The sequence below is a fragment of the Stutzerimonas sp. C6.4V genome, from assembly GCF_058536345.1.
This window is the reverse complement of record NZ_JBZUBM010000002.1, coordinates 34,626-60,990: the sequence shown is the minus strand read 5'-3', so window position 1 is coordinate 60,990 and position 26,365 is coordinate 34,626. Positions and strand designations below refer to the sequence as shown.

Below are 26,365 nucleotides of genomic sequence, written 5' to 3'. Positions count from 1 at the left end.
CGTCGGTTGCTGCCGTTAACCCGGTAACCGGCGTTCAGGCCGGTTGCTGCCAAGGGATACTGGTCATTGGTGGCAGAGGTGGTACAACCCCCTTTTCCGGATGACAACAAGAGGCCATCCATGCGCCCTTATCTCCTTCTTCACCCCTGGGCCTGTCTGCTTCATGCCGTGGCTCTGCTTGGGCTGTTGCTGGTTTATCGCTTCCTGGAGCCACCGTTCTACCTGGTAGCGGTGTCGATGCTGTTGCTTGGTCTCATTCCCTGGTTCTGGACGGGGCGCGTGCGTACTGCCGAGTCGCCCGCGGCCGAGGCTGATGCGTCGGGTTTCGCTGCGCTGAGCAGCAGGCTGTCACGTCACACCTGCCATAACGCGCTGTCGGCGGCCCAGGTCTCGTATAGCGCCGAGCAGTTGGCGGCACGTCTGCAGTCACAGTTGGTCGCCATCAGCGAAATCGCCAATGGGGCCGAGGCGATGACCGCGACCGAGCAGGACAGCGCCAGCCGTGCCCGCCAGGCCCTGGAGGCCGCCGAAGCGGTGCGGCGTAGCAGCGACACGGGCCGTGCGGCGCTGCAGGACGCCATCGAACGCATGCAGGCACTCAGCGCGCAGACCCAGTCCAGCCGTGAGTTACTCGATGGACTCTCGGCGCGCACCGAAGAGATCCGCCAGATCACCGATGTGATTCAGGCTATCGCCAGTCAGACCAACCTGCTCGCGCTCAATGCGGCGATCGAGGCTGCCCGGGCCGGGGAGGCCGGGCGCGGCTTTGCCGTGGTGGCCGATGAGGTGCGTAATCTCGCTGGACGCACCAGTACCGCGACCGAAGAGGTCGGGCGAATGGTTGGCGATATCCGCCAGCAGAGCGAGGCGGTGGTCACGCATATCCAGCAACAGGCCAGCGAGCTCGACGAAGCGGCCGAACAGATTGCCGGGACGGGTGCGCAGCTCACCGGCATAGCTGAATTGGCCGGCGATGTCGAAAAGCAGGTGGCGGAGATCACTTCGGGCACGGCCAGCAATCATGAGCGGCTGACCCAGCTGTTCGTTGCGCTGGATCAGCTGCGTGGCGATGCGCTGGACAGCGAGGCCCAGACCCAGCAGCTGGAACAGGCGGCGGAGAATCTCGTCGGCCAGGCAGAGGCAGTCAGTGAACAGCTCGCCGAAGTCCAGCTTGACGACTATCACCAGCGCATCTACGACCTGGCGCAGGAGGGCGCCGCGGCGATCGCTGCGCGTTTCGAGGCGGATCTGGAGGCCGGACGGCTGACGGTCGATGATCTGTTCGATCGCAACTACAAGGCGCAGGCGGGCACCGATCCGGTGCGTTATCACACTCGTTTCGACCGTTACGCCGACCAGGTCCTGCCAGCGATCCAGGAGCCGCTGCTCACGCGCAACGACGCGCTGGTCTATGCCATCGCCACCACGCCAGAAGGCTATGTGCCCACGCACAACCGTGCGTTCAGCCAGCCGCCGGTGGGCGATCCCGCGATTGACCGGGTCAAGAGTCGGAGCAAGCGGCTGTTCAACGATCGCACCGGAGGGCGCTGTGGCAGTCACGAGCGCAAGGTGCTGCTGCAGACCTACAGCAGGGACACCGGTGAGCTGATGCACGACCTCTCGGTGCCGATCCATGTCCGCGGCCGGCACTGGGGTGGCCTGCGGCTGGGCTACCGGCCGGAACACTAGGGGCCGGAAGCCGTCGATGGCCGAAGCGCGGTGGTGTTTGGCACTGACTGACGCGCCATCGCCACCCGGCAAGCCGGCGAGCTGACTAAGCTTGCGGCAGGCAAAACCGGAGCATGCAATGAAGACACTTACCGATCACCTGGCGCAGTACGCGGCCTACCACCGCGATCCGCGCAACCTGCTCAGCCACTTCGTTGGCATTCCGATGATTGTCGTTGCGGTAGCGATACTGTCGTCCCGGCCGGGTATGGACGTCGGTGTCTGGCTAAGCCCGGCCGCGCTGGTTGCGCTGGCCGCGACCTTGTTCTACTTGCGTCTGGATCTGCGTTTCGCCGCGGTCATGGCGCTGGTGTTGCTGGCCAGTGTCTGGGTCGGTGCGTTACTGGCGCAGGCAGCCACAGCAGTCTGGCTGAGCGCCGGGCTGGGCTTGTTTGTGGTGGGCTGGGTCATCCAGTTTGTCGGCCACTACTTCGAGGGGCGCAAGCCGGCGTTTGTCGACGACCTGACCGGTCTGATCATCGGACCTCTGTTCGTGGCTACCGAACTCGGCTTCATGCTGGGCTGCCGCGAACCGCTGCGTCTGGCCATCGAGGCCCGCGTCGGGCCGGTGCAGGTGCGTCGACGCCCGCTCGACGCATGAGTCGAGTCACGGAGCGAGCGCCATCCATTGGTCGCTCAGACTGCGGGTATGGCGGTCGACCATGATCGGGGCGAAGGGTCGGCCGGAGGCGGTGTTGAAGCTGTTGGTGCCGCTGTTCATGTCTTCCAGCGCGACTTTCAGGAAACTCCAGCGGGTCTTCAGCCTGGCAATGGCGGGGTCGACCTTGCTGTCCAGCAAGGCCAGCTGGCTGTCGATCGACGGCACCAGTCGCCGTTCGTCCTGACCCAGGTAGGTGTCCGGTTGCTCGCGCGCGGTTTCGAATGACCCGACATAGGCGCGGCTCAGATACTGCACAGCGAGGTATTCGACCTTGGCTGGCAGCTCGGCACTGCCGTCTGCGCCCTGCTGGCTGCGAACGGCAGTCAGGAAATCGCGTAATGCCTTGCTCATCTGCAAGGGCCAGCCCCACGGCATGTCGTCTTCCTCATGGCCGAACTCTGCACCCTCGCGTAGCGTGGCTTGCAGATGGCGGTGCAGCTCGCGAAGCTCGCTGCTTGCCGCCTGGAATTGGCTGACCGTAGCTGCCAGCGCCTGCAGGTCGTTTTCCATCCGGGTCAGATGCGCTTTTTGAAAGCCTTCGCCGCGATAGAGCAGCAGACTGCTGGTGGCGCGGTTGGCATGGATCTGCATGCTTTCCAGCGCGGTGAATGGTTGAGCCTGGGCGGAGTTGAGCAGGGCTGGCCACCAGCAGCCCAGCAAGACCGCCATCCATAGCCATGTGCGATGAGGCATGTCGCGCTCCTTTTTATTTTTATAGAAGCAGGTGCGCGGCCGTTGCGGGCTGCGCATTGTCGGCTGGTAGCCTAGTCAAGGAAGGGCACTCTGGTATCACTCCAATGGATGAATTACCCGAGCGCGGCCATTTGCGAGGCGATATTGGCACAAGTGACACGAAACTTTTCACTGCCCGCAGCTAGAGCATCCGCTCCAGGCCGATGACTTCGCTGAGCCATGCATTGAACCGCCGCCAGGCACCTCCGGGCTCGCGCAACAGCACCTTGCGTTGCCCCTCATCTTCGGCGACCCAGACCAGCTGCTCTTCGCCATTGCGCTCGATCAGCCTTACCTCGTAACTGACGGCGGGAGACGTGCCTTCCAGCGACAGCTGATGGACCTCGTTGGCCAGGGTGGGGCTGTCGATCAGTATGCCGACCTCGGTATTCCATAGGACCGAGCGTGGATCGAAGTTCAGCGAGCCGAGAAACACCCGCTCGCGGTCGAGCACGGCCGCCTTGCTGTGCAGGCTCGATTCCGAATCGCCGCTGAGGCTGTACAGGATTTCCTGATCCGGTTGCCGGCGCAGCTCGAACAGCCGGACCCCGGCCTTCAACAATGCGACCCGATAGGGTGCATATCCGCCGTGGACCGCTGGCACATCGGTGGCTTCGAGGGAGTTCGTCAGGACCTGCACGGCGACCCCGTCGTTGGCGTGGCTGGCAAGGTATTCGACGCCTTCGCTGGTCGGTACGAAATAAGCGGAGATCAGGGTCATCGAGCGCCGGACGCCGTCCAGGCTCGGCTGCAGCTGAGTGGTCAGCAGCAGACTTTCATCCGGGATGCCGGCTGCTTCGATCTTGTCGGGATGGTCCCACATCGATTTGCCTGGCGCCCAGATCAGCTCAGCCAGCCAGGATTGAAGCAGCGGTGCCTGCAGTTTGCCCATCAGGTGCTGGAAACGACGATCCTGTTTGCGACGTTCAGCCTGCAGGTAGCGCGCAATGTCATGGCGCGCCTGTTGAAGGTCGACGCTGTTGGGCGGATTGCGAAGAAACTGCTGGATCGGCACGCTGAGCTGATGGTTCCAGTATTGGTCGAAACTCACCGCCAGCTCTGCGGCGACCGGCCCGGCTGCGAGCAGGTCGATGTCGGCGAAGTTGAACCCCTGATCCACGTCGAAATACTCGTCCCCCAGATTGCGCCCCCCAACGATGACCAGGCTGCTGTCGGCCAGCATCAGCTTGTTGTGCATCCGCCTGTGTTGTTGTGAAAGGTTCAGCAATCGTCCGAGCGAGCGGGTGATGGCATTGCTGCGGCCAAGGTGCAGCGGGTTGAATACGCGGATATGGATGTTCGGGTGCGCCGCCAAGGTGGCGATCTGGTAGTCGCCGCCATCGCTGGTGGTGTCGTCGAGTAGCAGCCGGACCCTGACGCCGCGGTCGGCGGCGCGCAGCACCTCGTCGATCAATGCTCGCGTGCTGAGTCCGTCATGGACGATGTAGTACTGCACATCGAGGCTGGTCTGGGTATGGCGGATCATCTCCATACGCGCTGCAAAGGCATCGGCGCTGTCGGACAGCAGTCGAAAGCCGGACGTGCCCGCAGGCTGCTCGGCTGCCAGCGTCTCGACTTGCCGGGCCAGCGCAGAGTGGTGGCTCGGCAATGCATAAGATGGCGGGGTGGGGGTGATCTGGCCGGCGCAGCCAGCCAGGAACAGCACTGCCACGAGTAGCAGACGCATGCGCAGGGTCACTCCTGTCGATTGTTGTTCCTCGACAGCTTGGACGTCAGCGCAACGGCAGAATTCAGAACTGATCCCTTAGCCGGTGCCAGAGCATGCCCAGCGCCAGCAGTGGTGAGCGCAGGCGTTGGCCGCCGGGGAAGGTCGGGTGCGGCACTCGAGCGAACAGGTCGAAACGGCCTTCAGCCTGTCCGGTAATGGCTTCGGCCAGGAGTCGACCGGCCAGATGCGTGGCGTTCAAGCCGTGCCCGGCGTAGGCCTGGGCGTAATAAACGTTGGGCTGGTCCTGCAACCGACCGATCTGAGGCAGGCGATTGGCACCAATGCCGATCATGCCGCCCCACTGGAAGTCGATGCGGGTGCCCTGCAACTGCGGAAACACCTTCAGCATCTTGGGCCGCATATAGGCCTCGATGTCTTTCGGGTCGCGTCCCGAGTAATGGCAGGCGCCGCCAAACAGCAGTCTCCCGTCAGCCGACAGGCGAAAGTAATCCAGCGCCACCCGCTGGTCGCAGACGGCCATGTTCTGCGGCAGCAACTGGCTTCTGAGCGCCTCCGGCAGCGGTTCGGTGGCGATGATATAGCTGCCGGCCGGCAACACCTTGCCCGCAAGCGATGTGTTCAGTTTGCCCAGATAAGCGTTGCAGGCCAGGACCAGCTGCCCAGCACGGACGCTGCCCCGCGCCGTGTGTACCTGAAGCTGCGGTCCGTATTGGATTCGTTCGACGGTGGACTCTTCGTACAACCGTACGCCCAGTGATTCTGCCGCCGCCGCTTCCCCCAGCGCCAGATTGAGCGGGTGCAGATGGCCGGAGCCCATATCGATCAAGCCTGCGATGTAACGATCCGAGCCGATGACGTCGCCCATGCCCTCTTTCGGTACGCGCCGCAACGGATGGGGATAGCCCAGGCGCTGGAGGTCGGCGTGATCGGCCTCAAAGCCGTCGACATGACGCTGCTTTGTCGCCAGGTCGCAGTAGCCCCAGGTCAGATCACACTCGATGCCATAGCGCTCGATGCGCTGGCGGACGATGTCCACCGCCTCGAAGCCCATGCGCTTGAGGCTGTCCACGCCATCGTCACCCAGCACTGGCTGGAATTGCTCGACGTCATGCCCGACGCCACGGATCAATTGGCCGCCGTTACGGCCGCTGGCGCCCCAACCGATCCGATGGGCTTCCAGCAACACCACGGACAGGCCGCGCTCAGCCAGCTCGATGGCGGTGTTCAGGCCGCTGAAACCGCCGCCGATAATGCACACGTCCGCCTGCTGCTCGCCCTGCAGGGGCGCGAATGCCAATGGCCGATTGGCGCTTGCAGCGTAGTAGGACGGGGCGTGGAGCTGTGCGGGTGCGGTCGGTTGCCGGGTCGTCATGGTCGAGCCTTGTTCGGTTTGCATGGGCCGAAGGGTAGACCGGATGTTTATTGCAGAGCAAAAGCAGCGCGGGACTGATGCCAAATCAGGCTGCTCACGGTTGCTTACGGCTCTATTCCGGCACCGGCAGTTCGAGCGATTCCTTGACCTCTTCCATGACGATGTAGCTCTTGGATTCGCGCACATGGGGCAGCTTGAGCAGGATGTCGCCGAGCAGCTTGCGGTATGAAGCCATTTCCGAAATTCTCGCCTTGATCAGGTAGTCGAAATCACCCGACACCAAATGGCATTCCAGCACATGTGGCAGCTTGAGCACGGCACGGCGGAACTCCTCGAAGATGTCGCCGGACTTGTAGGCCAGGCTGATTTCGACGAACACCAGCAATCCGCCTTTCAGATGCTGCGGATTCAGCCGTGCGGTGTAGCCCATGATGATGCCTTCGCGCTCCAGACGTCGAACGCGCTCCGTACACGGCGTGGTCGACAGGCCGATACGCTCGCCCAGCTCGGTAAACGGCATCCGCCCTTCGGCCTGCAGCAGGCGGAGGATCTGGCGGTCGATCTTGTCCAGCTCGCGCCGGGTCTGATGCTTGGTCCGCATAGGCGTATCGCCTCTGAAGTTGCCGTTAGCGGCGTGAATAAATCGCAAATATAGCCTTTTATATAGCGAAAACCACTGCCAGGCGCTTTCTATACTCCGTCTCAACAATGATTCGATAAAGCCCGTTAGCTTACGGGTGGGAGGCGGCGATGCGTGTTCTTGTCTTGGGTGGCGGTGTGATCGGAACCACCAGTGCCTACTATCTGGCGAGGGCCGGCTTCGAGGTGGTGGTGGTTGATCGTCAGCCGGCCGTAGCCATGGAGACGAGCTTCGCCAATGCAGGCCAGGTGTCTCCCGGCTACGCCTCGCCCTGGGCCGCCCCGGGAGTGCCGCTGAAAGCCATCCAATGGCTGATGCAGCGCCATGCGCCGCTCGCCATCAAGCTCACCGGCGACATCCAGCAGTACCTGTGGATGGCGCAGATGCTGCGCAACTGCACGGCGGCGCGCTACGCGGTGAACAAGGAGCGCATGGTGCGCCTGTCCGAGTACAGCCGTGATTGCCTCGATGAGCTGCGTGCCGAGACCGGTATCGACTACGAAGGTCGGCAGTGCGGTACCACCCAGCTGTTCCGTACCCAGGCGCAACTGGACAACGCGGCCAAGGACATCGCCGTGCTGGAAGCTTCCGGCGTGCCTTTCGAACTGCTCGACCGCGCCGGCATCGCACGCGCCGAGCCGGCACTGGGCCGGGTGTCAGACAAGCTCAGCGGTGCGCTGCGCCTGCCAAACGACCAGACCGGCGACTGTCAGATGTTCACCACTAAACTGGCGGACATGGCGCGCGCATTGGGGGTGGAGTTTCGCTTCAACCAGGACATTCAGCGCCTCGAGTACGCCGGTGATCGACTCGACGGCGTCTGGATCGACGGCAAGCTCGAGAAGGCCGATCGCTACGTGCTCGCGCTGGGCAGCTACAGCTCGCAGATGCTCAAGCCGCTTGGTATCCATGCCCCTGTCTACCCGCTCAAGGGCTACTCCCTGACTGTGCCGATCAGCGATCCCGCGATGGCGCCGGTGTCCACAGTGCTCGACGAAACCTACAAGGTCGCCATTACCCGTTTCGACCAGCGCATCCGAGTGGGTGGCATGGCTGAAATCGCCGGGCATGATCTTTCGCTCAACCCGCGGCGCCGGGAAACCCTGGAACTGGTCGTTGGTGACCTGTTCCCCCTGGGTGGCGACCCTCGCCAGGCTGAGCTGTGGACCGGTCTGCGTCCAGCCACGCCGGACGGTACACCGATCATCGGTGCCACGGCGTACCGCAACCTGTATTTGAACACCGGTCACGGTACCCTTGGCTGGACCATGGCCTGCGGATCCGGCCGTCTGCTCGCCGACCTGCTGGCGAACAAGCGCACCCGGATAAGCACCGACGGCCTGGATATTTCCCGCTATGGCACAACCAAGGAGTCGCACAAGCATGCCCATACAGCGCCTGCACACTAACGCTCGCATGAGCCAGATCGTCGTTCATGGCAGTACGGTTTACCTGGCCGGTCAGGTGGGTGAGGACATGAACGCCGGCATCGAACAGCAGACCCGCGAGACGCTGGAAAACATCGAGCGCCTGCTGGCCGAGGCTGGTACCGACAAGCAGCACCTCCTCTCGGTAACCATTTACCTCAAGGACATCGATGCCGACTTTGCCGGGATGAACGCCGTCTGGGATACATGGTTGCCGGAGGGCGTAGCGCCTGCGCGCGCGACGGTCGAAGCCAAGCTATGCGAGCCTGAAATCCTCGTGGAACTCTCGGTTGTGGCCGCACTGCCGGCCTGACCCCAGCCGGGGCGATTCGTCATTTCGCCCCGGTGTGTTGAAAATACTGAACGCCCTCGCCATCATAGCGCCCTCTGCCATCGCTCTTGATTGGGGGCTCCCGTATTGGACGTCGGTGTACGACTGCAAACCATCCGCAAGCTCAAGGGATTGTCCCAGCGTGAACTCGCCAAACGTGCAGGCGTTACCAACAGCACGATCTCCATGATCGAGAAGAACTCTGTCAGCCCATCCATCAGTTCGCTGAAGAAGGTGCTGAGTGGCATACCCATGTCATTGGTGGAGTTCTTTTCCCCGGATTTCGACCAGGACAGCGATACCCAGGTGGTCTACAAGGCGGAAGAGCTGATCGATATTTCCGACGGGGCGGTCAGCATGAAGCTGGTCGGCAAGGCCCATCCGGGACGAGCGATCGCATTCCTGACGGAAACCTATCCGCCCGGTTCCGACACCGGGATGGACATGCTCGCGCACCAGGGCGAAGAGGCTGGGATCCTGGTCGAAGGGCGGCTTGAGCTGACCGTAAGTGGACAGACCTATGTCCTCGAAGTAGGCGATAGCTACTACTTCGAGAGCAGCAAGCCGCATCGTTTTCGCAATCCGTTCGACGCGCCGGCGAGGCTGATCAGCGCGACCACACCTGCCAATTTCTAGCGTGTTCCGCTGAACCCGACCAAGGTCGCGGGTCGCTGCGACAAAGCGTCGCTGGGGATGACAGGGCCTTTCGTATTGTTTCGGCGGGCAGGGCTTGCCGTTATACTGACCGCCGCTCGCGATACCGTGGCCGCGGGCGTGTCTAGCCACATGAGGGTATAAGGTGAACCTGATTAAGAAGATCCTGGTAGCGCAGGCTGCCGTAGTCGCCCTGTGGGCAGTGAGCGCTCAGGCTGCGACCAATGATGACATCGCCGAGCGCCTCAAGCCGGTAGGCGAAGTCTGTATTCAAGGCGAAGAGTGCGCAGCGGCCGGTCCGGCTACTGCTGCAGCCGGCGGCGCTGCACGCAGCGGCGAGGCGGTGGTTGGCAAGTTCTGCAACGCCTGCCATGGCACCGGTCTGCTGAATTCGCCAAAAGTGGGCGACACAGCCGCCTGGCAAGCGCGGGCCGACGAGAAGGGCGGTCTTGACGTACTCTTGCAGCATGCCATCACAGGTATCAACGCGATGCCGCCGAAAGGCACCTGCGCCGACTGCTCGGATGACGAGCTGATGGCCGCCATCAAGCATATGTCCGGTCTCTAAGCTTCAGCCGGTCAGACAGAGCCGCCGCCGGGCGGCTTTGTCGTATCTGGCGGGGAGAAAAGCCGGGTGGCGCCGGGTCGAATCTGGAAACCCGTTCCCTGGACCGCGGCGATGCCGGTTCAGGCAAGAAGATGAGGTGGCCATGCCCAGTTCTGCCCCCCAACCCGAGCAACTGCACTTCGCCAGTGACGGTCGCACGCCCAACAGCTCGCATCCGGTACTGGTGTACCGTCAGTTGCCCCTGGCTGATGGCGATTACGCCGGTGCGTTCGAAAACCTGTTCAACAGTCACCTCTGGCCAGCGCAGTGGCGTGCGGGTGTTTTCGAATATCACCATTACCACTCCACGGCCCATGAGGTGCTCGGCGTGTCACGCGGCTCGGCACGGTTGATGCTCGGCGGCGAGCAAGGCCAGGAAGTCGAGGTGAGTGCCGGCGATGCCCTGGTGCTGCCGGCCGGAACCGGCCATTGCCAGCTCAGCGCCAGCGATGATTTCGAAGTGGTGGGTGGCTACCCGGTGGATCAGGAGTATGACCTGCTGCGCCCGGATGAAGGCAGCCACGATGAGGCGCGAGCCCGTGCCCAGCGGGTCGGTGTGCCGGTGAGCGATCCGGTTGCGGGCACCCAGGGCGCGCTGGTCGGGCTATGGCGCAAGGAGTAGGCGCTACGCTTACTCGACGAACACCACCTGGCCGTCGCTGAGGGCGGCCACGCGGGCCAGGGATTCGACACGGAAGCCCGCTTCTTCCAGCTCCTGGCGACCGGCCTGGAAGGACTTCTCGATGACGATACCGAGCCCGGCGATGCTTGCACCGGCCTGCTGGATAATCGATATCAGCCCCTTGGCCGCCTTGCCGTTGGCGAGGAAGTCGTCGATGACCAGTACCCGGTCACTGGGCGATAGGTGATTGGTGGAGATCGCGATGGTGCTTTCTACCTGCTTGGTGAAGGAGTACACCGAGGCGGTCAGCAGGTGATCGGTCAGGGTCAGCGACTGATGCTTGCGCGCGAAGATCACCGGCACACCCAGCTCCAGGCCGGCCATGATCGCCGGAGCGATGCCGGAGGCTTCGATCGTCACGATCTTGGTGATCCCTTCGTCGCGGAACCGGCGGGCGAATTCCTGGCCGATCTGCTGCATCAGCAGGGGATCGATCTGGTGGTTCAGAAAGGCATCGACCTTGAGTACGCGGTCGGAGAGTACGATGCCTTCGTTACGGATCTTCTGTTTCAGCTGGTCCACAGACGCGCTACCTCAAGCGTGAGCGGCCGGGTTTGCCTGACGAGTCATGGTGCTGAAAACCAGATGGGCGCTGCGCCATGGAGGCGAGCGCCCAGCCCGTATCGATCCAGCTCTTGTTCGTCACTGCGTTCCGCAGCCTGGAAAGCCGCGCATTCTCGCCTAATTCCGTGCGCGGGTCCAAGTGGACCGTTCAGTCCGGTGTTTCGATCGACAGGCGGCGAAAGCGCGCCGCCTCGCCATGGTGCTGCAGCACCACATGGCCTTCCCTGGCCTGGGCGAAGCCTGGATAGCCGCTGAATTTGCTGTGGCTGATGCGTTCGCGCAGGGCCGGGTCATCGAGACGGTAATGCAGCACCCGTTGCCCATCCAGCCAATGCTCGACCTCCCCTCTGCGTACGCTGAGCGCCGCTTCCACGAATCGCTCAGGCTCGATCTGCGTTTCCAGCTCAGGCCGGAGCAACCCATACAGCGCACCGTTGCGTGTGGTGGGCTCTCGGCCATCGGGATGACCGCGGTCATCGAGCAGCTGCATCTCCGGGCCGCTGTGCCAGCTGAGTTCGGCATCCTCGTCCACGCAACAGAACACGCCGGAATTGCCCGCAAAGGGCAGGGCGAATTCGAAGCGCAGGATGAAGTCCCGATAACGTTGCCGGGAGATCAGGTCGACGCGCCGCGTACCGGCGATGGCATGGAGCGCGCCATATGCGGTATGCCAGCAGTCATGGGGGAATCCTTCGCCATGCCAGGCGCGCCAGTGTGGAGCATCAAGCAGCTGGATCATCTGGTTCACCCGAACAGTTGCTGTTTACGCCGCAGCCAGCGGTAGCCGTATGGCCCGAGGCGAATCTTCAGTGGCGAGCCTTCGGGCTGATCGTAGTTGCAGTCGGCGAGCACATCGACCATGTCCTGCAGGTCGTCGGCTTCGATGGTCACCGTCGTTTCCTGGTCCGCCAGGTTGACCAGCATCAGCACGGTCGAGCCGTTGTCATGGCGAATGGCAAACACGGCCGGGTCATCGACCTCGACGGTGGAGCGCTTGCCGATGCCGATCTCACGCAACCCGATCCGGGTGCGAATCATGTTGCCGGTGCGCGCCATCAGCGAATCGCTGCGCAGGGTCTGGGCGAACACATTGATTTTCTCGAAGGTGAACGGTCCTTCATCGATCAAGGGTGCAGCCAGCTCACCGCTGGTGCAGGAAAACCCGGCGTTGGGCTCGTTGGACCACTGCATGGGCGTACGGACGGCCTGTCGTTCGGGGCGCTCCATGTCGTCGCCCATGCCGATTTCCTCGCCGTAGCGGATGATCGGCGTACCGGGCAGCGAGAACAGCAAGGCATGCGTGGCGGCGATGCGGCGCTCGTCGCCATCGAGCATGGGCGCGAGGCGCCGACGGATGCCGCGGTTGTAGGCGCGCATCTTCGGGTCGGGCGCGAAGGTGTCCATCACCTCGTTGCGCTCGCTTTCTTCCAGCCGGTCGAGGCTCAGTTCGTCATGGTTGCGAATCCACAACGCGTACTGCGAATGGCTGGGCGGCACGGGCTGGCTGTTGAGCGCACGGGTCAGGGGTTCTGCCTGCTGACGGGCAAGTGCCAGGAACAGGTGGTTGTTGGTCCAGAAATCCAGCAGCAAGGTGACACGGTCGGCCTCGTCGCCGAAGTACTCGACGTACTTTTCCGGGTCGGTGTCGATCTCACCGAGCAGTACCGTTTCGGGGCGGCGCATGGTGACGAAGTCGCGCATATGCTCGAGCAGCCAGTAGCCTTTTTTCAGGTCACCGCCGCCGGCCTGGCGGACCATGTGCACGGCCGCGTCGATGCGAAAACCGGATACGCCCAGGCGCAGCCAGAACGACATGATCCGTTCGATCTCATGAATCACGCGCGGGTTGGCCAGATCCAGGTCCGGCTCGTGCTTGTAGAACAGGTGGCGGTAGTACTGGCCGGCATCCTCATCCCAGGTCCAGATGCTGTCCTCGACCGTGGGAAAGATCGGCGCCATGGAGTCGTCTGGCTCGTCCGCCCAGATGTAGTAGTCGCGGTAGGGCGAGTCCCGGTCGCGGCGCGCCTCCTGGAACCACTTGTGTTCGCTGGAGGTGTGCTGGACCAGCAGCTCGATAATCACATGCAGGCCCAGTTCCTCGGCTTTTTCCAGCAGCGCAACCATGTCGGCCAGATCACCGAAACGGGGCGCGATCTGCAGATGGTCGGTGACGTCATAGCCGGCATCGAGGAATGGAGAGTCGTAGCAGGGCATGATCCAGATAGCGGTGGCGCCCAGCCCACGGATGTAATCCAGCCGTTCGGTGATGCCCCGCAGGTCTCCGCAGCCGTCGCCATTGCTGTCGCGAAAGAGGCTGGGGTCGATCTGATAGATCACGGCGTTGCGGTACCAGAGTGGGCGCATGTTCAGTTCTCCATTGGGCGCAGCAGGAGTGCTTGCCCTGGGTTAAGGGTGCCGGCATAGGGCTCGCCTTCACCGACACCGTCGCTGGCGATTTCCACATGCCAGTGGCCTGCGTGTGGGTAAGCGTGGGGCTGCTCGGCGAAGTTGATGCACACCAGCCGTTGATCGCCGTCGAGTTGTCTGCGATAGGCCAGCACTTCCGGGTGCGAGGGCAGCTCCTCGAAATCGCCGTGATGCAGCGCAGGGCTTGCTTTGCGCGCGGCGAGCAGGCGCTGGTAAAGCGCGAACATGGAATTGGCTGCGCCGGTCTGACGCTCGGCCGCAAGCTCGTCGGCCTCGGGTGGGAAGGGCAGCCAGGGCTTGGCGCCGCTCCAGCCATGGGGTGGCTCGGCCTGCCAGGGGATGGGCGCGCGGCAGCCATCGCGGCCGCCCGGATCGACACGGGTTTCAGCGGTGATCAGCGCATCCTCTAGCCCCAGCTCCTCACCCTGATAGATGAAGGGCGTGCCGCGCAGTGTCAGCAACAGCACCGCGGCTGCGCGGGCGGCCTGCTCGGAGCCCTGATAACGGCTGCGCTGGCGCACGTTGTCGTGGTTGGACAGCACCCAGGTGGGCCAGGCCCCGGCCGGTTGCAGCCAGTGCTGCACGTCGCGGATGCAGGTGCGAAAAAGCACCGGGTCCCAGGGGGCGTCGAGCGGATTGAAGTTGAACGCCAGGTGCAGCTCGTCGCCCGCGCCGTAGTACTGCAACACGCGCTCGGTGGAGCGGATGTTCACCTCGCCTACCAGCATGCGATCGCCCGGGTAGCTGTCGACCAGCTTGCGCAGGCCGCGCAGCACTTCGTGGCTGTAGGGCTGATCGTTGAAGTCCGACAGTGGCTGGCCGGCCTGACAGCGCGGATCGTCGGCGAAGCTTAAATCCTTGCCGGTGCAGTGGATGACGTCGATGCGAAAGCCGTCCACGCCGCGGTCGAGCCAGAAGCGCAGCACGTCGTGCATGGCCTCCACCACCTCGGGGTTGCGCCAGTTGAGGTCCGGCTGCTTGTCGAGGAACAGGTGCAGGTAGTACTGCTGGGTGTGCTCGTCCCAGGTCCAGGCGCTGCCGGCACCCAGCGCGGCGCGCCAGTTGTTCGGCTGGTCGCGCCAGATGTACCAGTCGCGTTTGGGGTTGTCCCGCGAGCTGCGCGACTCGACGAACCAGGGGTGTTCATCGGAGGTGTGGTTGGGCACGAAGTCCAGCAGCACGCGGATATCGCGGGCATGGGCTTCGGCGATCAGCCGGTCGATATCGGCAAGCGAGCCGAACAGCGGGTCGATGTCGCAGTAGTCGCTGATGTCGTAGCCGGCATCGGCCATCGGCGAGCGAAAGATCGGTGACAGCCACAGCGCATCGACGCCCAGCTGATGCAGATGATCGAGGTGGCGCAGTACGCCATTCAGGTCGCCGATGCCGTCGCCATTGCTGTCGGCGAAGGATCGCGGGTAGATCTGGTAAACCGTGGCGCCTTTCCACCAGGGTGGCTGGGTTGACTCGCTCATGCTCGTGCCCCTTTTTCCGGTGTGCGGCAGGCCCAGCGCAACGGGCCTGTGAGGTGTACGACTGACGAGCGGTGCCTGGGTTTCCCCGGTTCATTGATCTCCGTCGGACGGTACTGAACGCGACCGCTGATACTCCGACTAACCTTCACCAGCCTCAACGACCCAGGAGAGCACCATGTTGCGAGTTGCTATCAATGGTTATGGCCGTATCGGCCGAGCTGTACTGCGAGCCCTGTTCGAGCGAAACCTGGAAAACCAGATCCATATCGAAGCGATCAACGACCTCAGCGAGCGCTCGGCGATGGCGCATCTGACGCGCTTCGATACCACCTTCGGCCGTTTCCACGGCCAGGTGGATCTGCATGAAGACGTGATGCAGATCCGCGGTCAGTCGATCCGACTGCTGCAGGAGCGCGATCCTACGCAGTTGCCGTGGAAGCAGCTCGGGGTCGACGTGGTGCTGGAATGCTCCGGCAAGTTCAAGAAGCGCGACCTGATCGACCAGCACCTGCAGGCCGGTGCCCAGCGGGTGTTCGCCTCGCACCCGCTCGATGGCGCGGACCTGACCGTGGTCTACGGCGTCAACCATGAGTTGCTGGGCAGCCAGCGGGTGATCTCCAACGCCTCCTGCACCACCAACTGCCTGGCGCCGATGGCCAAGGTGCTGCACGAAGCGGTGGGCATCCGCCAGGGCTTGCTCAACACGGTGCACTCCTACACCAACGACCAGAGCCTGCTGGACAAGGCGCACAAGGACCTCTACCGCGCCCGTGCCGCGGCTGAATCGATGATTCCTTCGACCACCGGTGCGGCCAAGGCCATCGGTCTGGTGTTGCCCGAACTCGCTGGCCGTCTGGATGGGCTGGCGGTGCGGGTGCCGACGCCGAATGTGTCGCTGGTCGACCTCACCTTCACGGCGGAACGTGCGCCGGGAAGCGTCGAGGCGATCAACCAGATCCTCCGTGAAGGAGCGCAGAAATTGCCGCTCGGGGTGATGGAGTGCAACGACCTGCCGTTGGTCTCGCGCGACTTCTTCAGCCATCCGACCTCGTGCGTAGCCGACCTCAGCCATACGCGTGTCCAGGGAGATCTGGTCAAGGTGCTGGCCTGGTACGACAACGAGTGGGCGTTCTCCAACCGCATGCTCGATGTGTTGCTGGCCTGGAAAGCCACCAGCACCTGAGCCTGAGCTGTCTCGAAAGCTTCAGCCCGAGTCGGGTGGCTCTGGCTGAGGCCGATATGGCTACATTCCGCAACTCCGCTCGATCGCCTGCCTGCACTCGAGAAGCCCCTGGCGTAACCGTTCCACGGACGATTCGAAGCGGAAGGCGGGGGCCAGTATGCATACCGCGTAGGCCCCCCCACCCGCGTACAGGGCGGTACCGATGGCGCATACGCCTTGTACATGCTCCTCCCGATCATAGGCGAAGCCTTCCTGGCGGATTCGGGCAAGTTCGTCATGCAGCGCAGCGCGGCTGCTAAGGGTGTGAGCGGTGAGCCGCGGTAATGGGTCGGGCAGAAGGTCGTCTATGGCTTCGTCAGGAAGCCCTGCCAGCAGCGCCTTGCCCACGCTGGTCGCATGCATCTGCAGCAGATTGTCGGGCAGCGGCGCCACGCGCAGCTCCTGGTTGCAGATAACCGTGTGGACGATGCCAAGCGTGGTGCCCTTGGCCTGGGTCAGGCAGACGGTTTCATCGCAGGCCTCCGCCAGGTTTTGCAAGTGCGGGCGCGCTAGCGCGACGAAATCGGCATTGACCCCGGATGCCAACCGCAGGATTGCCGGACCCAAGCGCATTCCGCCTGGCCCGGTTTCCACCATGCCCTCGACTTCCAGCGCCGCCACAAGGCGCTGCACCGTGGAGCGGGGCAGGTCGATGGCCTTGGCAATCGCTCCTAGGCTCAATCCTTTTTCCTGACCTTCAAGAGAACGCAATACCGCTGCCGCACGTGCAATCACCTGGATAGCACCTCGACGAGTCCCGTTCTGGCTGTTTGCCTCACTGAAGTCCATCTGCTCGCCTGCGTTGTGTTTGTATCATTAGGCGGTACACTGTACCGATTAAACAGCTTCCATCCAATTATTGGAACCTGCGGCCATCCGTGGGTCGCGCTCATTATGGTCCCACCTGCAATACTAACCCCCAGTGCCGCAGCGCCGGTCGCAACAAGCCCGCCGGTGCCTACGCCCTTTAGCTTCAGGCTGGCACTCGGGTTGATCGGTGTTTTGCTGGCCACCCTTACCGCTGGCATCAACAGCCGAATCACATCCATTGCTCTTGCGGATCTGCGAGGCGCCTTCGGCATTGGTTATGACGCTGGTACGTGGGTCACCGCCAGCTACGCAGCTGCCGAGGTGGCGGCGCTGTTCATTGCGCCCTGGCTGGCGGTGACTTTTTCGCTTCGCCGCTTCGGCATCACGATGACGTTGATTTTCGCCGGTTTGGGCGTGCTGTGTCCGTTGGCGCCCAACAGCGACTGGCTGATTCTGTTGCGCGTTCTGCAGGGACTGGCTGCGGGCTCCCTGCCGCCTTTGCTGATGACCGCAGCACTGCGCTTTCTGCCCTGGCACGCGAAGATCTACGGCCTGGGTGCCTACGCCTTGACCGCAACCTTCGGGCCTAACCTCGCGCTGCCACTGTCGGCGTTGTGGACTGAAGGTCTCGGCTGGCAGTGGGTGTTCTGGCAGATCGTTCCGTCCTGTCTGCTTGGCGCCAGCTTGATCGCCTATGGCCTGCCACAGGACCCGTTGCGCCTGGAACGATTCAGGCAGGCGGACTGGCAGGGTGCGCTGTTGGGCTGCGTCGGCATTGTCTGCCTGGTGCTCGCGCTGGAGCAGGGGGAACGACTCGATTGGTTGAATTCGGGTCTGATCAGGGCATTGCTGGTCGGTGCGCTGGTGCTGTTGCCCCTTTTCTTGCTGCATGAGTGGTTTCATCCCCTGCCGCTGATCAAGCTTCAACTGTTCGCCCGGCGCAATTTCGCCTACGGCGTCTCGACGCTGGCCCTGATGATGGTGGTCGTTACGGTTGGCAACCTGCCGCTTTTGTATATGAGCCAGGTCCACGGCTTCCGGCCGGTGCAGGTCGCGCCACTGGCGCTGGGGCACGCGCTGGCGCAACTGTTAATGGCGCCATTGGTGGCTACGCTGATCAATCGACGAAATGTGGATGCTCGCTGGGTGGCGGGGGGCGGGCTGGTGCTGATGATCATCGCCAGCCTGGCCGGCAGCCAGTTGACCTCCGTCTGGGCAGTGGAAAACTTCTATCTGATCCAGGCATTGCAAGCCATTGGCCAGCCGATGGTGGTCGTCCCTCTGCTGATGATTTCCACCGGGGTGGTGCACCCCATGGAGGGGCCGTTCGCCTCCGCCATGGTTAATGGCATTCGCGGCATTTGTACCGTCGTCGGTGCTGCGCTGATGGAAGCCATCATTAGTCATCGTGAGCAGTTCCACTCCTTCGTTCTGCTCGACCAACTAGGGGCGCGGCCCCGGATCTGGAACGGCAGCCTGGCAGCTCTTGCCGGCCGTGTCAGCGACCAGGCCTACGTTCTGGCGATGGCGGATGCCTACCTGGCCGTCATCGCCGTGCTGATCTCGATGCTCCTTTTGCTGGTGCTTTTGCCGACCCGGGCTTACCCGCCACAACCACCCGCCACTACCGGTCCACGTTGAGTCTTTATGAAAGCGAAACTCTTGCTGTTGCCCGTTGCTGCCGTCCTGCTTGCCGCTGGAATCTATGCCTCTGCGGGCCTGTCGAATACCGGCACCAACGACGCCTATGTCCGGGCGGATGCCACCTGGATTGCGCCGAAGATAGCCGGCCATGTGGCCGAGGTGCTGGTGCACGACCATCAGACCGTGCAGCCCGGTCAGCCACTGGTGCGCATCGACGACCGCGACTACCGCATCGCCGTGCAGTTGGCTGAGGCAGATGTCGCCGCTGCCCGGGCGGCAATCGAAAATCTTCAAGCGACGCTGGTCCGCCAACAGGCCTCGATCGAACAGGCTGCTGCAACCATCCGCGCCGACGCCGCCTCGCTCGGCTTCGCGCGGGCCAACGCTGGGCGCTACCAGCAACTGTCCAAGCTTGGCGCAGTGCCACGGGAGGAGCAGGAGAAGGCCAGCGCTGAATTGCAGCAGTGGATCGCGGTTGTCGATCGCGATCGGGCTGCGCATGTAGCCGCCAGCAAGGAAACCAGCGTAATCGAGGCGCAAATCAGCCAGGCCAAGGCTGCCCTCGCCAGGGCGCAGGCTGTTCGCGATCAGGCTGCCCTGCAGCTTTCCTATACCGATATACGCGCACCTTTTGCAGGTACAGTCGGGGCTCGTTCCGTTACCCCTGGCGCCTACGTCGCGCCTGGCTCCAATCTCCTGGCAGTCGTGCCACTTGCCGAGTTGTACGTCACGGCAAACTTCCGCGAAACCGAGGTGGCGAAGATCCATGCAGGCCAGCCGGTAAGCCTGAGTGTCGATGCCCTGGCAGGCGTGGAACTCCTCGGCCATGTGCAAAGCCTGGCGCCCGCAACGGGCGTCACCTTCTCTCCTCTCGCGCCGGACAACGCCACCGGCAACTTCACCAAGGTAGTGCAGCGAGTACCCGTGAAGATCGTCTTCGAACCCGACCAGCCGGCGCTGGACCAGCTGCGCGTCGGCATGTCCGTCAGACCCACGTTACTGAGCGACGAGCGCTGATCCTCATCCGTCACCCCGGCAACTCTCGTGTGCCGCCCCGGTCTGAATGCAATCGGATCATGGTCAGGGGAGGCTGCAGATGCTCGAGGCGACAAGCGTTCTAGACCAGTCCCTGGCTGACTTTCGCGCTGCCATTGCGGCTGATCAGCCGACCCCCGGATGCGGCGCAGCGGCGGCCGTCACGGCCGACATCGGGCTGGCACTGGTGGCCAAGGGCTTGAGTATCAGCGAGGCGCACGGATCTGACCCTCGCCGTCTCGAGTTGCTGCGCGCCGTCAAGCCGCTACTCGGCAGGCCAGGTGCTTTCGCTGACGATGACATACAGGCCTTCGGTGACTACCTGAGTGCTGCCCGCAAGGGTGAACCCGAACAGAAGCAGGCGGCGTCTCGTCAGGCCTGCGCCGTGCCGTTGGCGCTGGCGCATTGTTGCCTGGAGGCGCTCGAGCTGGCCGTCGAAGCCTGGTGGTGTACCGATCCGAACGTCCAAAGCGATGTTCAAGCCGGGGCCATCCTTATTCATGCGGGGATCAGCGCGGCCTTGATCAATGTCGATGCGGATATGACGAGTCTCGATGACGCCTCTGCCCGAGAGCAGGCCTGGCGGTCACGCCGCCGTCTGCAGGCCGAGGGGGACGATCTGTTGCAGCAATTGCTCGATCAAGTCGAATTCAATCGACCAGCTTCGGAGTAGGTACACCCTTCCAGCTAAGACTGTTGCAGCAGCTGCCCGGACCTATGTATTCCGGAGCGCGCACTCTCGTCTCGGGCGCTATAACGAGATGAAACGTCTCATTATCTGTTGACGTGTGAAGCCATTTTTTCTAGTCTCGACTGCAAATGAGACAAACCATCTCAAAATAACAATCGAGACCCGAGGTCCCCGTTCGTGCAGCGCGCCCTGTCTGCAAAGCGCATCGCGAACACCACCGGAGAGCACCATGAGCCATCGCATCGTCCTGCCGCGTCTGATGGAAGTCGGCGCCGGCGCCGTTCAGCAGATCGTTTCCGTGCTGCACAACCTGGGCTGCAAACGTCCATTGATAGTGACCGACCGGATGATGGTCGAGCTCGGCTATGTCACCCGGATCAGCAAGATCCTGACGGAGGCCGACATCCCCAGCGACTGCTTTGCCGACACCCTTCCGGAGCCGACTGCGGCATCGATTCGTGCCGGCGTCGAGATGGTGCGCCAGGGCAGCTACGACTCGATCATTGCCCTCGGCGGCGGCAGCCCGATCGACTCGGCCAAGGCCATCGGCATCCTCGGCAAGTTCGGCGGCGAGATGCGCGACTACCGCTTCCCGCGCGATGTCAGCGAAGCCGGCCTGCCGCTGATCGCCATTCCGACCACCGCCGGAACCGGTTCGGAAGCCACGCGCTTCACCATCATCACTGACGAAACCAGCGACGAGAAAATGCTTTGCGCCGGCCTCGGCTTCATGCCGGTAGCCGCGCTGATCGACTACGAGCTGACCCTGTCGCTGCCGCCTCGGGTGACCGCCGACACCGGGATCGATGCGCTGACCCACGCCATCGAGGCCTACGTCAGCCGCAAGGCCAGCCTCTATAGCGATGCCCAGGCGTTGCAGGCCATGCGGCTGTTGGCCCCGAACCTGCGCGCGGCCTATCACGAGCCCGGCAATCGCCAGGCCCGCGAGGCGATGATGCTTGGCGCCACCCTGGCTGGCGTTGCCTTCTCCAATGCCTCGGTGGCGCTGGTGCATGGCATGAGCCGGCCCATCGGCGCCTTCTTCCATGTGCCGCACGGGCTGTCCAACGCCATGCTGCTGCCAGCGATCACCGCCTTCTCGATTCCCGCCGCGCCCGAGCGTTATGCCGACTGCGCGCGTGCCATGGGCGTGGCGGGCGAGGGCGACAGCGTCGAGGCAGCCAACGAACAGCTGCTGACCGAGCTACGCGCAATCAACAAGGAATTGCAGGTGCCCAGCCCCGAGAGGTTCGGCATCACCCGCGAACGCTTCTTCGAACTGCGCGAAACCATGGCCAAGCAGGCGCTGGCCTCGGGTTCGCCCGGCAACAACCCGCGTGTGCCTACGGAAGCGGAAATCATCGACCTCTACGAAATCGTCTGGAACCAGGAGTAACCCATGCAGACCCTCGGCAACCTGATCAACAACGAGGCCGTCGCTGGCCGCTCCGAACGACACGCGACCGTCTACAACCCGGCTACCGGTGAGCCGCGGCTCTACGTCTCGCTGTCTTCCGCGGATGAAACCCGAGAAGCCATCGCTGCTGCCCAGGCCGCCTTCGAAGGCTGGTCGAAGACGCCGCCGTTGGTGCGCGCTCGCGTCATGTTCCGCTTCAAGGCGCTGCTCGAGGCGCGTCGCGATGAGGTTGCGCGGCTGATCTCGTTGGAGCACGGCAAGGTGTTTTCCGATGCGCAGGGCGAAGTGACTCGCGGCCTCGAAGTGGTGGAGTTCGCCTGTGGTATTCCGCACCTGCTCAAGGGCGAGTTCTCACCCAACGTCGGGCGTGACATCGATTCCAACTCGCTGATGCAGCCGCTGGGCGTCTGCGTCGGTATCACCCCGTTTAACTTCCCGGCCATGGTGCCGCTGTGGATGCTGCCGGTGGCCATTGCCTGTGGTAACACCTTCGTCTTGAAGCCGTCTGAAAAGGACCCGAGCGCGACCATGCTGCTCGGCGAACTGCTGGCCGAAGCTGGGCTTCCGGCGGGCGTGCTGAACATCGTCAACGGCGACAAGGAAGCGGTGGACGTGCTGCTCACCGACGAGCGCGTGCAATCGGTGAGTTTCGTCGGCTCGACGCCTATCGCCGAGTACATCTACAGCACTGCTTCGGCCCACGGCAAACGCTGCCAGGCCCTGGGCGGGGCGAAGAACCACATGGTGATCATGCCCGACGCCGATCCACAGCAAGTGGTCGGCTCGCTGATGGGCGCGGCTTATGGATCGGCCGGCGAGCGCTGCATGGCGATCTCGGTGGCGGTCTGCGTCGGTGACGAGGTGGCGGACAACCTGGTCGAGATGCTCAAGGGCGAAATCAGCCAGATGCGCACCGGCCCGGGCACGGGCGTCGAACCCGAGCCGCACATGGGGCCGCTGGTTACCCGCGAGCATCAGCAGAAGGTGTCCGGCTACATTGATCTGGGTGTGGAAGAAGGCGCGACCCTGGTCTGTGATGGTCGCGGGTTGAAGGTCGAAGGTTACGAGAACGGCTTCTATGTCGGCCCGACGCTGTTCGACCGGGTGACCCCCGGGATGCGGATATACAAGGAGGAGATTTTCGGCCCGGTATTGGCGGTCATGCGGGTCAAGACCTTCGACGAGGCGCTGAAGCTGGTCAACGACCACGAGTTCGGTAACGGCACCTCGATTTTCACCCGTGACGGTGACACGGCACGGCAGTTCGAGGAGGAGGTCAAGGTCGGCATGGTCGGGGTCAATGTGCCCATCCCGGTGCCGATGGCGTTCCACTGCTTCGGCGGCTGGAAGCGTTCGATCTTCGGCCCGCTGAACATGCATGGCCCGGACGGCGTGCGTTTCTTTACCCGGATGAAGACAGTGACCCGGCGCTGGCCGACCGGAATCCGCGCGGGGGCGGATTTTTCGATGCCGACAATGAAGTGATACGGCGACCTGGGGTTTGCCTTGCTCCGGTCCGAAATCTTTCGTTTTGACTTTGCCGCCCTCCGGGGCGGTCGTTTTTTATCTACCGCAACGGGCAACGATCCATGCGCAGTACCTCCCGTGAAAAAGGCTCTTCCATCACCCGCGTGCTGGAAATCATCGAAGCCGTGGCCGGCGCCGCAGAGCCGCTGACGCCGAGTGCCTTGGCCGAAAAACTGGACATTCCCAGAGCCAGCGCCCATCGCCTGGTGCAAACCCTGGAAAAGGAAGGCTTCCTGCAGTTCGGTCTGCGTGGCGGCTTGCTGCCGGGTGATCGGCTGCACGCGACGGCGGTCAATATTCTCGGTAGCGGTCGGCACAAGGCGCTGCGTCAGGCGATCCTGCGGCAGCTTTCCGATGAGATCGGCGAAACCTGCGGCCTGTCCGTGCCGGATGGCCTTGATATGCTCTATTTCGATCGAGTGCAGACCAACTGGCCGCTGCAGATCAATCTACCCATCGGCAGCCACACACCGCTCTGGTGCACCGCCAGCGGCAAGCTCTATCTCGCCTCACTGCCTGGCGACCAGCTGGAGCGCATCCTGCCGCGCTTGCCGATTCGGCAGCTGGCGCGCAATACCCTCACCGAGCTCAGCGCCCTGCGGGACGACCTGGCGCGTATCCGCGAGGAAGACCTGGCCACCGACTCCGAGGAATTCATCGACGGCATGGTGGCTTGTGCCGTACCGGTGCGCGATGCCCGTGGCGAGCTGAGCGCCTGCCTGTTTTCCCATGCGCCGGTGATTCGTTGTTCCATGGAGCAGCTTCTCAACTTCGTACCGCGCCTGCGCGTGGCGGCGAAGGAGTTGGAGGCAATTGTCGCCGGATGAGTGGGTGGATGACGCTCTGTTCATCCCCCGATTCCGCTCGGTGAGCGTTACCCCCACGAATGCATGCGCCACCCCGGTGGATCGCCACTGGTGGATCGGTGAAGCGTGATCCACCCTACGTCATCTAGCTTCCAGCTTCGAGCTGCTGCTATTTCTTCAACATCGCCCGCATCGCTGCCAGCGCGTCGTTGCCGCGCGCAGCTTTGACTTCCATCGGCGCGTCTTCCTGGCCTTCCCACTCCAGGTCTTCCTGCGGCAGCTCGTCGAGAAAGCGGCTGGGCATGCATTCGATGATCTCGCCGTACTGCTTGCGCTTGGCGGCAAAGGTCATCGCGAGGTTCTGCCGCGCGCGGGTGATGCCGACATAGGCCAGGCGGCGCTCTTCCTCGATGGTGTCGGCTTCGATGCTGGAGCGATGGGGGAGGATTTCTTCCTCCATGCCGAGGATGAAGACGTAAGGAAATTCCAGTCCCTTGGACGCATGCAGCGTCATCATCTGCACACCGTCGGCGCCTTCTTCCTCTTCCTGCTGGCGTTCGAGCATGTCGCGCAGCACGAGTTTGGCGATGGCCTCCTCGATGGTCATTTCGCCTTCTTCGCCTTTCTCGAGCGTGTTCTTCAGCGCATCGATTAGGAACCAGACGTTGCCCATGCGGAAGTCGGCGGCCTTGTCGCTGGAGGTTTGCCCGCGCACCCAGGTCTCGTAGTCGATGTCCATGACCATGCTGCGCAGGGCGGCAATCGGGTCGTTTTGCGCGCACTGCATGCGCAGGTTGTCCATGTAGCGTTTGAAGCGCGATAGGCGATCGGTGAAGCGGCTGTCGAGGTGTTCGCCAAGGCCCATTTCGTCGCAGGCGGTGTACATCGAGATCTTGCGGGCGGTGGCGTAGTTGCCGAGCTTTTCCAGCGTGGTTGAGCCGATTTCCCGGCGCGGCACGTTGATCACCCGCAGAAACGCATTGTCATCGTCCGGATTGACCAGCAGGCGGAAGTAGCTCATCAGATCCTTCACTTCCTGGCGGGCAAAAAAGCTGGTGCCGCCGGACAGCCGATAGGGGATCTGGTGGTGCTGCAGCTTCAGCTCGATCAGCTTGGCTTGATAGTTACCGCGATAGAGGATGGCGAAATCACTGTAGGGCCGCCCGGTCTTCAGGTGCAGCGTGAGGATTTCCATCGCCACGCGCTCGGCTTCGGCTTCCTCGTTCCGACAACGGATGACTCGTATGGCGTCGCCGTGCCCCATTTCGGACCACAACTGCTTTTCGAAAGCGTGCGGGTTGTTGGCGATCAGCACGTTGGCACATTTGAGGATGCGGCTGGTGGAGCGGTAGTTCTGCTCGAGCATCACCACTTTCAGCGACGGGAAGTCCTCCTTCAGCTGCATCAGGTTTTCCGGACGCGCGCCGCGCCAGGCGTAGATCGACTGGTCGTCGTCGCCCACCACGGTGAAGTGCGCCCGCTCCTGCACCAGCAGTTTGACCAGCAGGTACTGACTGGCATTGGTGTCCTGGTATTCGTCCACCAGCATGTAGCGAACCTTGTTGCGCCATTTCTCCAGCACATCGGGATGGTTCTGGAACAGCTTGACCGGCTGCATGATGAGGTCGTCGAAATCCACCGCGTTGTACGCCTTGAGCGTGCGCTGGTAGTGGGTGTAGACGATGGCGGCGGTCTGCTCCTTTGGATTGCGCGCGTTTGCCAGGGCTTCTTCGGGCGTGATCAGGTCGTTCTTCCAGTTGCCGATGTAGCCCTTGATCTCGTCCACGCCGTCGTCGCCGGCGTATTCCTTCTGCATGATGTCGGTCAGCAGCGCCTTGATGTCGCCCTCATCGAAGATTGAAAAGCCGGGCTTGTAACCCAACTTGGCGTATTCCTTGCGAATGATGTTCAGGCCGAGATTGTGGAAGGTCGAGACCGTCAGGCCGCGGCCTTCTCCGCCGCGCAGCAGGCTGCTGACGCGCTCCTTCATCTCGCGGGCGGCCTTGTTGGTAAAGGTCACCGCGACGATGTACTGCGCGCGGATGCCGCATTGCTGGATCAGGTAGGCGATCTTGCGGGTGATCACGCTGGTCTTGCCGGAACCGGCGCCGGCGAGCACCAGCATGGGGCCGCCGACGTAGTTCACGGCTTCCTGCTGCCGGGGATTGAGTCGGGACATCGTCGTTTGGTCTGTTGAAACGGGGGCGAGAGTTTAGCAGGGCT

24 protein-coding genes are annotated in these 26,365 nt (G+C 63.0%); 14 read left to right on the top strand and 10 right to left on the bottom strand.

Annotation, left to right across the window (positions count from 1 at the left end; all coding sequences use genetic code 11):
- The first annotated feature begins 120 nt into the window (after positions 1-120).
- Entirely contained in the window at positions 121-1,689 is a 1,569-nt protein-coding gene (locus tag AC4LFW_RS16110) for a methyl-accepting chemotaxis protein (protein ID WP_491820345.1), read from the top strand.
- Positions 1,690-1,807: 118 nt separating this feature from the next.
- Complete coding sequence (locus AC4LFW_RS16105) at positions 1,808-2,329, top strand: Mpo1 family 2-hydroxy fatty acid dioxygenase (protein WP_491820343.1); 522 nt, start codon at positions 1,808-1,810, stop codon at positions 2,327-2,329.
- 6 nt (positions 2,330-2,335) lie between these two features.
- On the opposite strand, the gene AC4LFW_RS16100 is transcribed toward AC4LFW_RS16105, so the two are convergent.
- From AC4LFW_RS16100 to AC4LFW_RS16085, 4 genes are all read right to left on the bottom strand, one after another.
- A complete protein-coding gene (locus AC4LFW_RS16100; protein WP_491820342.1) occupies positions 2,336-3,082 on the bottom strand; it encodes a hypothetical protein in 747 nt (248 codons plus the stop codon).
- A gap of 181 nt (positions 3,083-3,263) precedes the next feature.
- Positions 3,264-4,814 carry a phospholipase D family protein gene (locus AC4LFW_RS16095; RefSeq protein WP_491822148.1) on the bottom strand — a complete coding sequence of 517 codons (1,551 nt, stop codon included), beginning with the start codon at positions 4,812-4,814 and terminating at the stop codon, positions 3,264-3,266.
- A 58-nt stretch (positions 4,815-4,872) separates the two neighbouring features.
- Positions 4,873-6,183: an NAD(P)/FAD-dependent oxidoreductase gene (locus tag AC4LFW_RS16090; RefSeq protein ID WP_491820341.1), complete on the bottom strand. Its 1,311-nt coding sequence runs from the start codon at positions 6,181-6,183 to the stop codon at positions 4,873-4,875.
- Positions 6,184-6,295: 112 nt separating this feature from the next.
- Entirely contained in the window at positions 6,296-6,784 is a 489-nt protein-coding gene (locus AC4LFW_RS16085; protein ID WP_045431082.1) for an Lrp/AsnC ligand binding domain-containing protein, read from the bottom strand.
- Positions 6,785-6,933: 149 nt separating this feature from the next.
- Between AC4LFW_RS16085 and AC4LFW_RS16080 the strand changes: the two genes are divergently transcribed.
- The 5 genes from AC4LFW_RS16080 to AC4LFW_RS16060 all read left to right on the top strand — a co-directional run bounded on the left by AC4LFW_RS16080 (position 6,934) and on the right by AC4LFW_RS16060 (position 10,464).
- Complete coding sequence (locus AC4LFW_RS16080) at positions 6,934-8,232, top strand: D-amino acid dehydrogenase (RefSeq protein WP_491820340.1); 1,299 nt, start codon at positions 6,934-6,936, stop codon at positions 8,230-8,232.
- On the top strand, positions 8,207-8,563 hold the full coding sequence (locus AC4LFW_RS16075) for a RidA family protein (RefSeq protein WP_491820339.1): 357 nt from the start codon (positions 8,207-8,209) through the stop codon (positions 8,561-8,563). Before AC4LFW_RS16080 ends, AC4LFW_RS16075 begins: the two co-directional genes overlap by 26 nt.
- Before the next feature lie 105 nt (positions 8,564-8,668).
- Positions 8,669-9,217, top strand: a complete 549-nt coding sequence (locus AC4LFW_RS16070) for a cupin domain-containing protein (RefSeq protein WP_491820338.1) — start codon at positions 8,669-8,671, stop codon at positions 9,215-9,217.
- A gap of 163 nt (positions 9,218-9,380) precedes the next feature.
- Entirely contained in the window at positions 9,381-9,803 is a 423-nt protein-coding gene (locus AC4LFW_RS16065) for a c-type cytochrome (protein WP_491820336.1), read from the top strand.
- A 142-nt stretch (positions 9,804-9,945) separates the two neighbouring features.
- Positions 9,946-10,464 (top strand): cupin domain-containing protein, encoded by a 519-nt coding sequence (locus AC4LFW_RS16060; protein WP_491820335.1) that lies wholly within the window; start codon positions 9,946-9,948, stop codon positions 10,462-10,464.
- Between the two features lie 9 nt (positions 10,465-10,473).
- Here AC4LFW_RS16060 and xpt read toward each other — a convergent pair whose 3' ends face one another.
- The 4 genes from xpt to AC4LFW_RS16040 form a co-directional block, all read right to left on the bottom strand.
- Entirely contained in the window at positions 10,474-11,046 is a 573-nt protein-coding gene (xpt, locus tag AC4LFW_RS16055) for a xanthine phosphoribosyltransferase (RefSeq protein WP_491820333.1), read from the bottom strand.
- A gap of 190 nt (positions 11,047-11,236) precedes the next feature.
- On the bottom strand, positions 11,237-11,827 hold the full coding sequence (locus AC4LFW_RS16050) for a 3-keto-disaccharide hydrolase (RefSeq protein WP_491820332.1): 591 nt from the start codon (positions 11,825-11,827) through the stop codon (positions 11,237-11,239).
- Positions 11,828-11,832: 5 nt separating this feature from the next.
- A complete protein-coding gene (locus AC4LFW_RS16045) occupies positions 11,833-13,452 on the bottom strand; it encodes an alpha-amylase family protein (RefSeq protein WP_491820331.1) in 1,620 nt (539 codons plus the stop codon).
- A gap of 2 nt (positions 13,453-13,454) precedes the next feature.
- The gene (locus AC4LFW_RS16040) at positions 13,455-14,990 is read right to left on the bottom strand and encodes an alpha-amylase family glycosyl hydrolase (protein ID WP_491820330.1); all 1,536 of its coding nucleotides are present in this window, start codon (positions 14,988-14,990) and stop codon (positions 13,455-13,457) included.
- A gap of 175 nt (positions 14,991-15,165) precedes the next feature.
- Between AC4LFW_RS16040 and gap the strand changes: the two genes are divergently transcribed.
- A complete protein-coding gene (gene gap / locus AC4LFW_RS16035; protein WP_491820328.1) occupies positions 15,166-16,173 on the top strand; it encodes a type I glyceraldehyde-3-phosphate dehydrogenase in 1,008 nt (335 codons plus the stop codon).
- 60 nt (positions 16,174-16,233) lie between these two features.
- Here gap and AC4LFW_RS16030 read toward each other — a convergent pair whose 3' ends face one another.
- Positions 16,234-17,001 carry an IclR family transcriptional regulator gene (locus AC4LFW_RS16030; RefSeq protein WP_491820327.1) on the bottom strand — a complete coding sequence of 256 codons (768 nt, stop codon included), beginning with the start codon at positions 16,999-17,001 and terminating at the stop codon, positions 16,234-16,236.
- Positions 17,002-17,106: 105 nt separating this feature from the next.
- Here AC4LFW_RS16030 and AC4LFW_RS16025 point away from each other — a divergent pair, with 105 nt between their 5' ends.
- The 6 genes from AC4LFW_RS16025 (at position 17,107) to AC4LFW_RS16000 (ending at position 24,163) form a co-directional block, all read left to right on the top strand.
- Positions 17,107-18,663, top strand: a complete 1,557-nt coding sequence (locus AC4LFW_RS16025) for an MFS transporter (RefSeq protein ID WP_491820326.1) — start codon at positions 17,107-17,109, stop codon at positions 18,661-18,663.
- 6 nt (positions 18,664-18,669) lie between these two features.
- Positions 18,670-19,683 carry an HlyD family secretion protein gene (locus AC4LFW_RS16020; protein WP_491820325.1) on the top strand — a complete coding sequence of 338 codons (1,014 nt, stop codon included), beginning with the start codon at positions 18,670-18,672 and terminating at the stop codon, positions 19,681-19,683.
- A 79-nt stretch (positions 19,684-19,762) separates the two neighbouring features.
- On the top strand, positions 19,763-20,374 hold the full coding sequence (locus AC4LFW_RS16015; protein WP_491820324.1) for a cyclodeaminase/cyclohydrolase family protein: 612 nt from the start codon (positions 19,763-19,765) through the stop codon (positions 20,372-20,374).
- A gap of 247 nt (positions 20,375-20,621) precedes the next feature.
- Positions 20,622-21,788 (top strand): iron-containing alcohol dehydrogenase, encoded by a 1,167-nt coding sequence (locus AC4LFW_RS16010; RefSeq protein WP_491820323.1) that lies wholly within the window; start codon positions 20,622-20,624, stop codon positions 21,786-21,788.
- A 3-nt stretch (positions 21,789-21,791) separates the two neighbouring features.
- The gene (locus AC4LFW_RS16005) at positions 21,792-23,294 is read left to right on the top strand and encodes a CoA-acylating methylmalonate-semialdehyde dehydrogenase (protein ID WP_491820322.1); all 1,503 of its coding nucleotides are present in this window, start codon (positions 21,792-21,794) and stop codon (positions 23,292-23,294) included.
- 104 nt (positions 23,295-23,398) lie between these two features.
- On the top strand, positions 23,399-24,163 hold the full coding sequence (locus AC4LFW_RS16000) for an IclR family transcriptional regulator (RefSeq protein ID WP_491820320.1): 765 nt from the start codon (positions 23,399-23,401) through the stop codon (positions 24,161-24,163).
- 148 nt (positions 24,164-24,311) lie between these two features.
- Here the strand turns inward: AC4LFW_RS16000 and rep are convergent, their stop codons facing one another.
- Positions 24,312-26,321: a DNA helicase Rep gene (gene rep / locus AC4LFW_RS15995; protein ID WP_491820319.1), complete on the bottom strand. Its 2,010-nt coding sequence runs from the start codon at positions 26,319-26,321 to the stop codon at positions 24,312-24,314.
- Positions 26,322-26,365 lie beyond the last annotated feature (44 nt).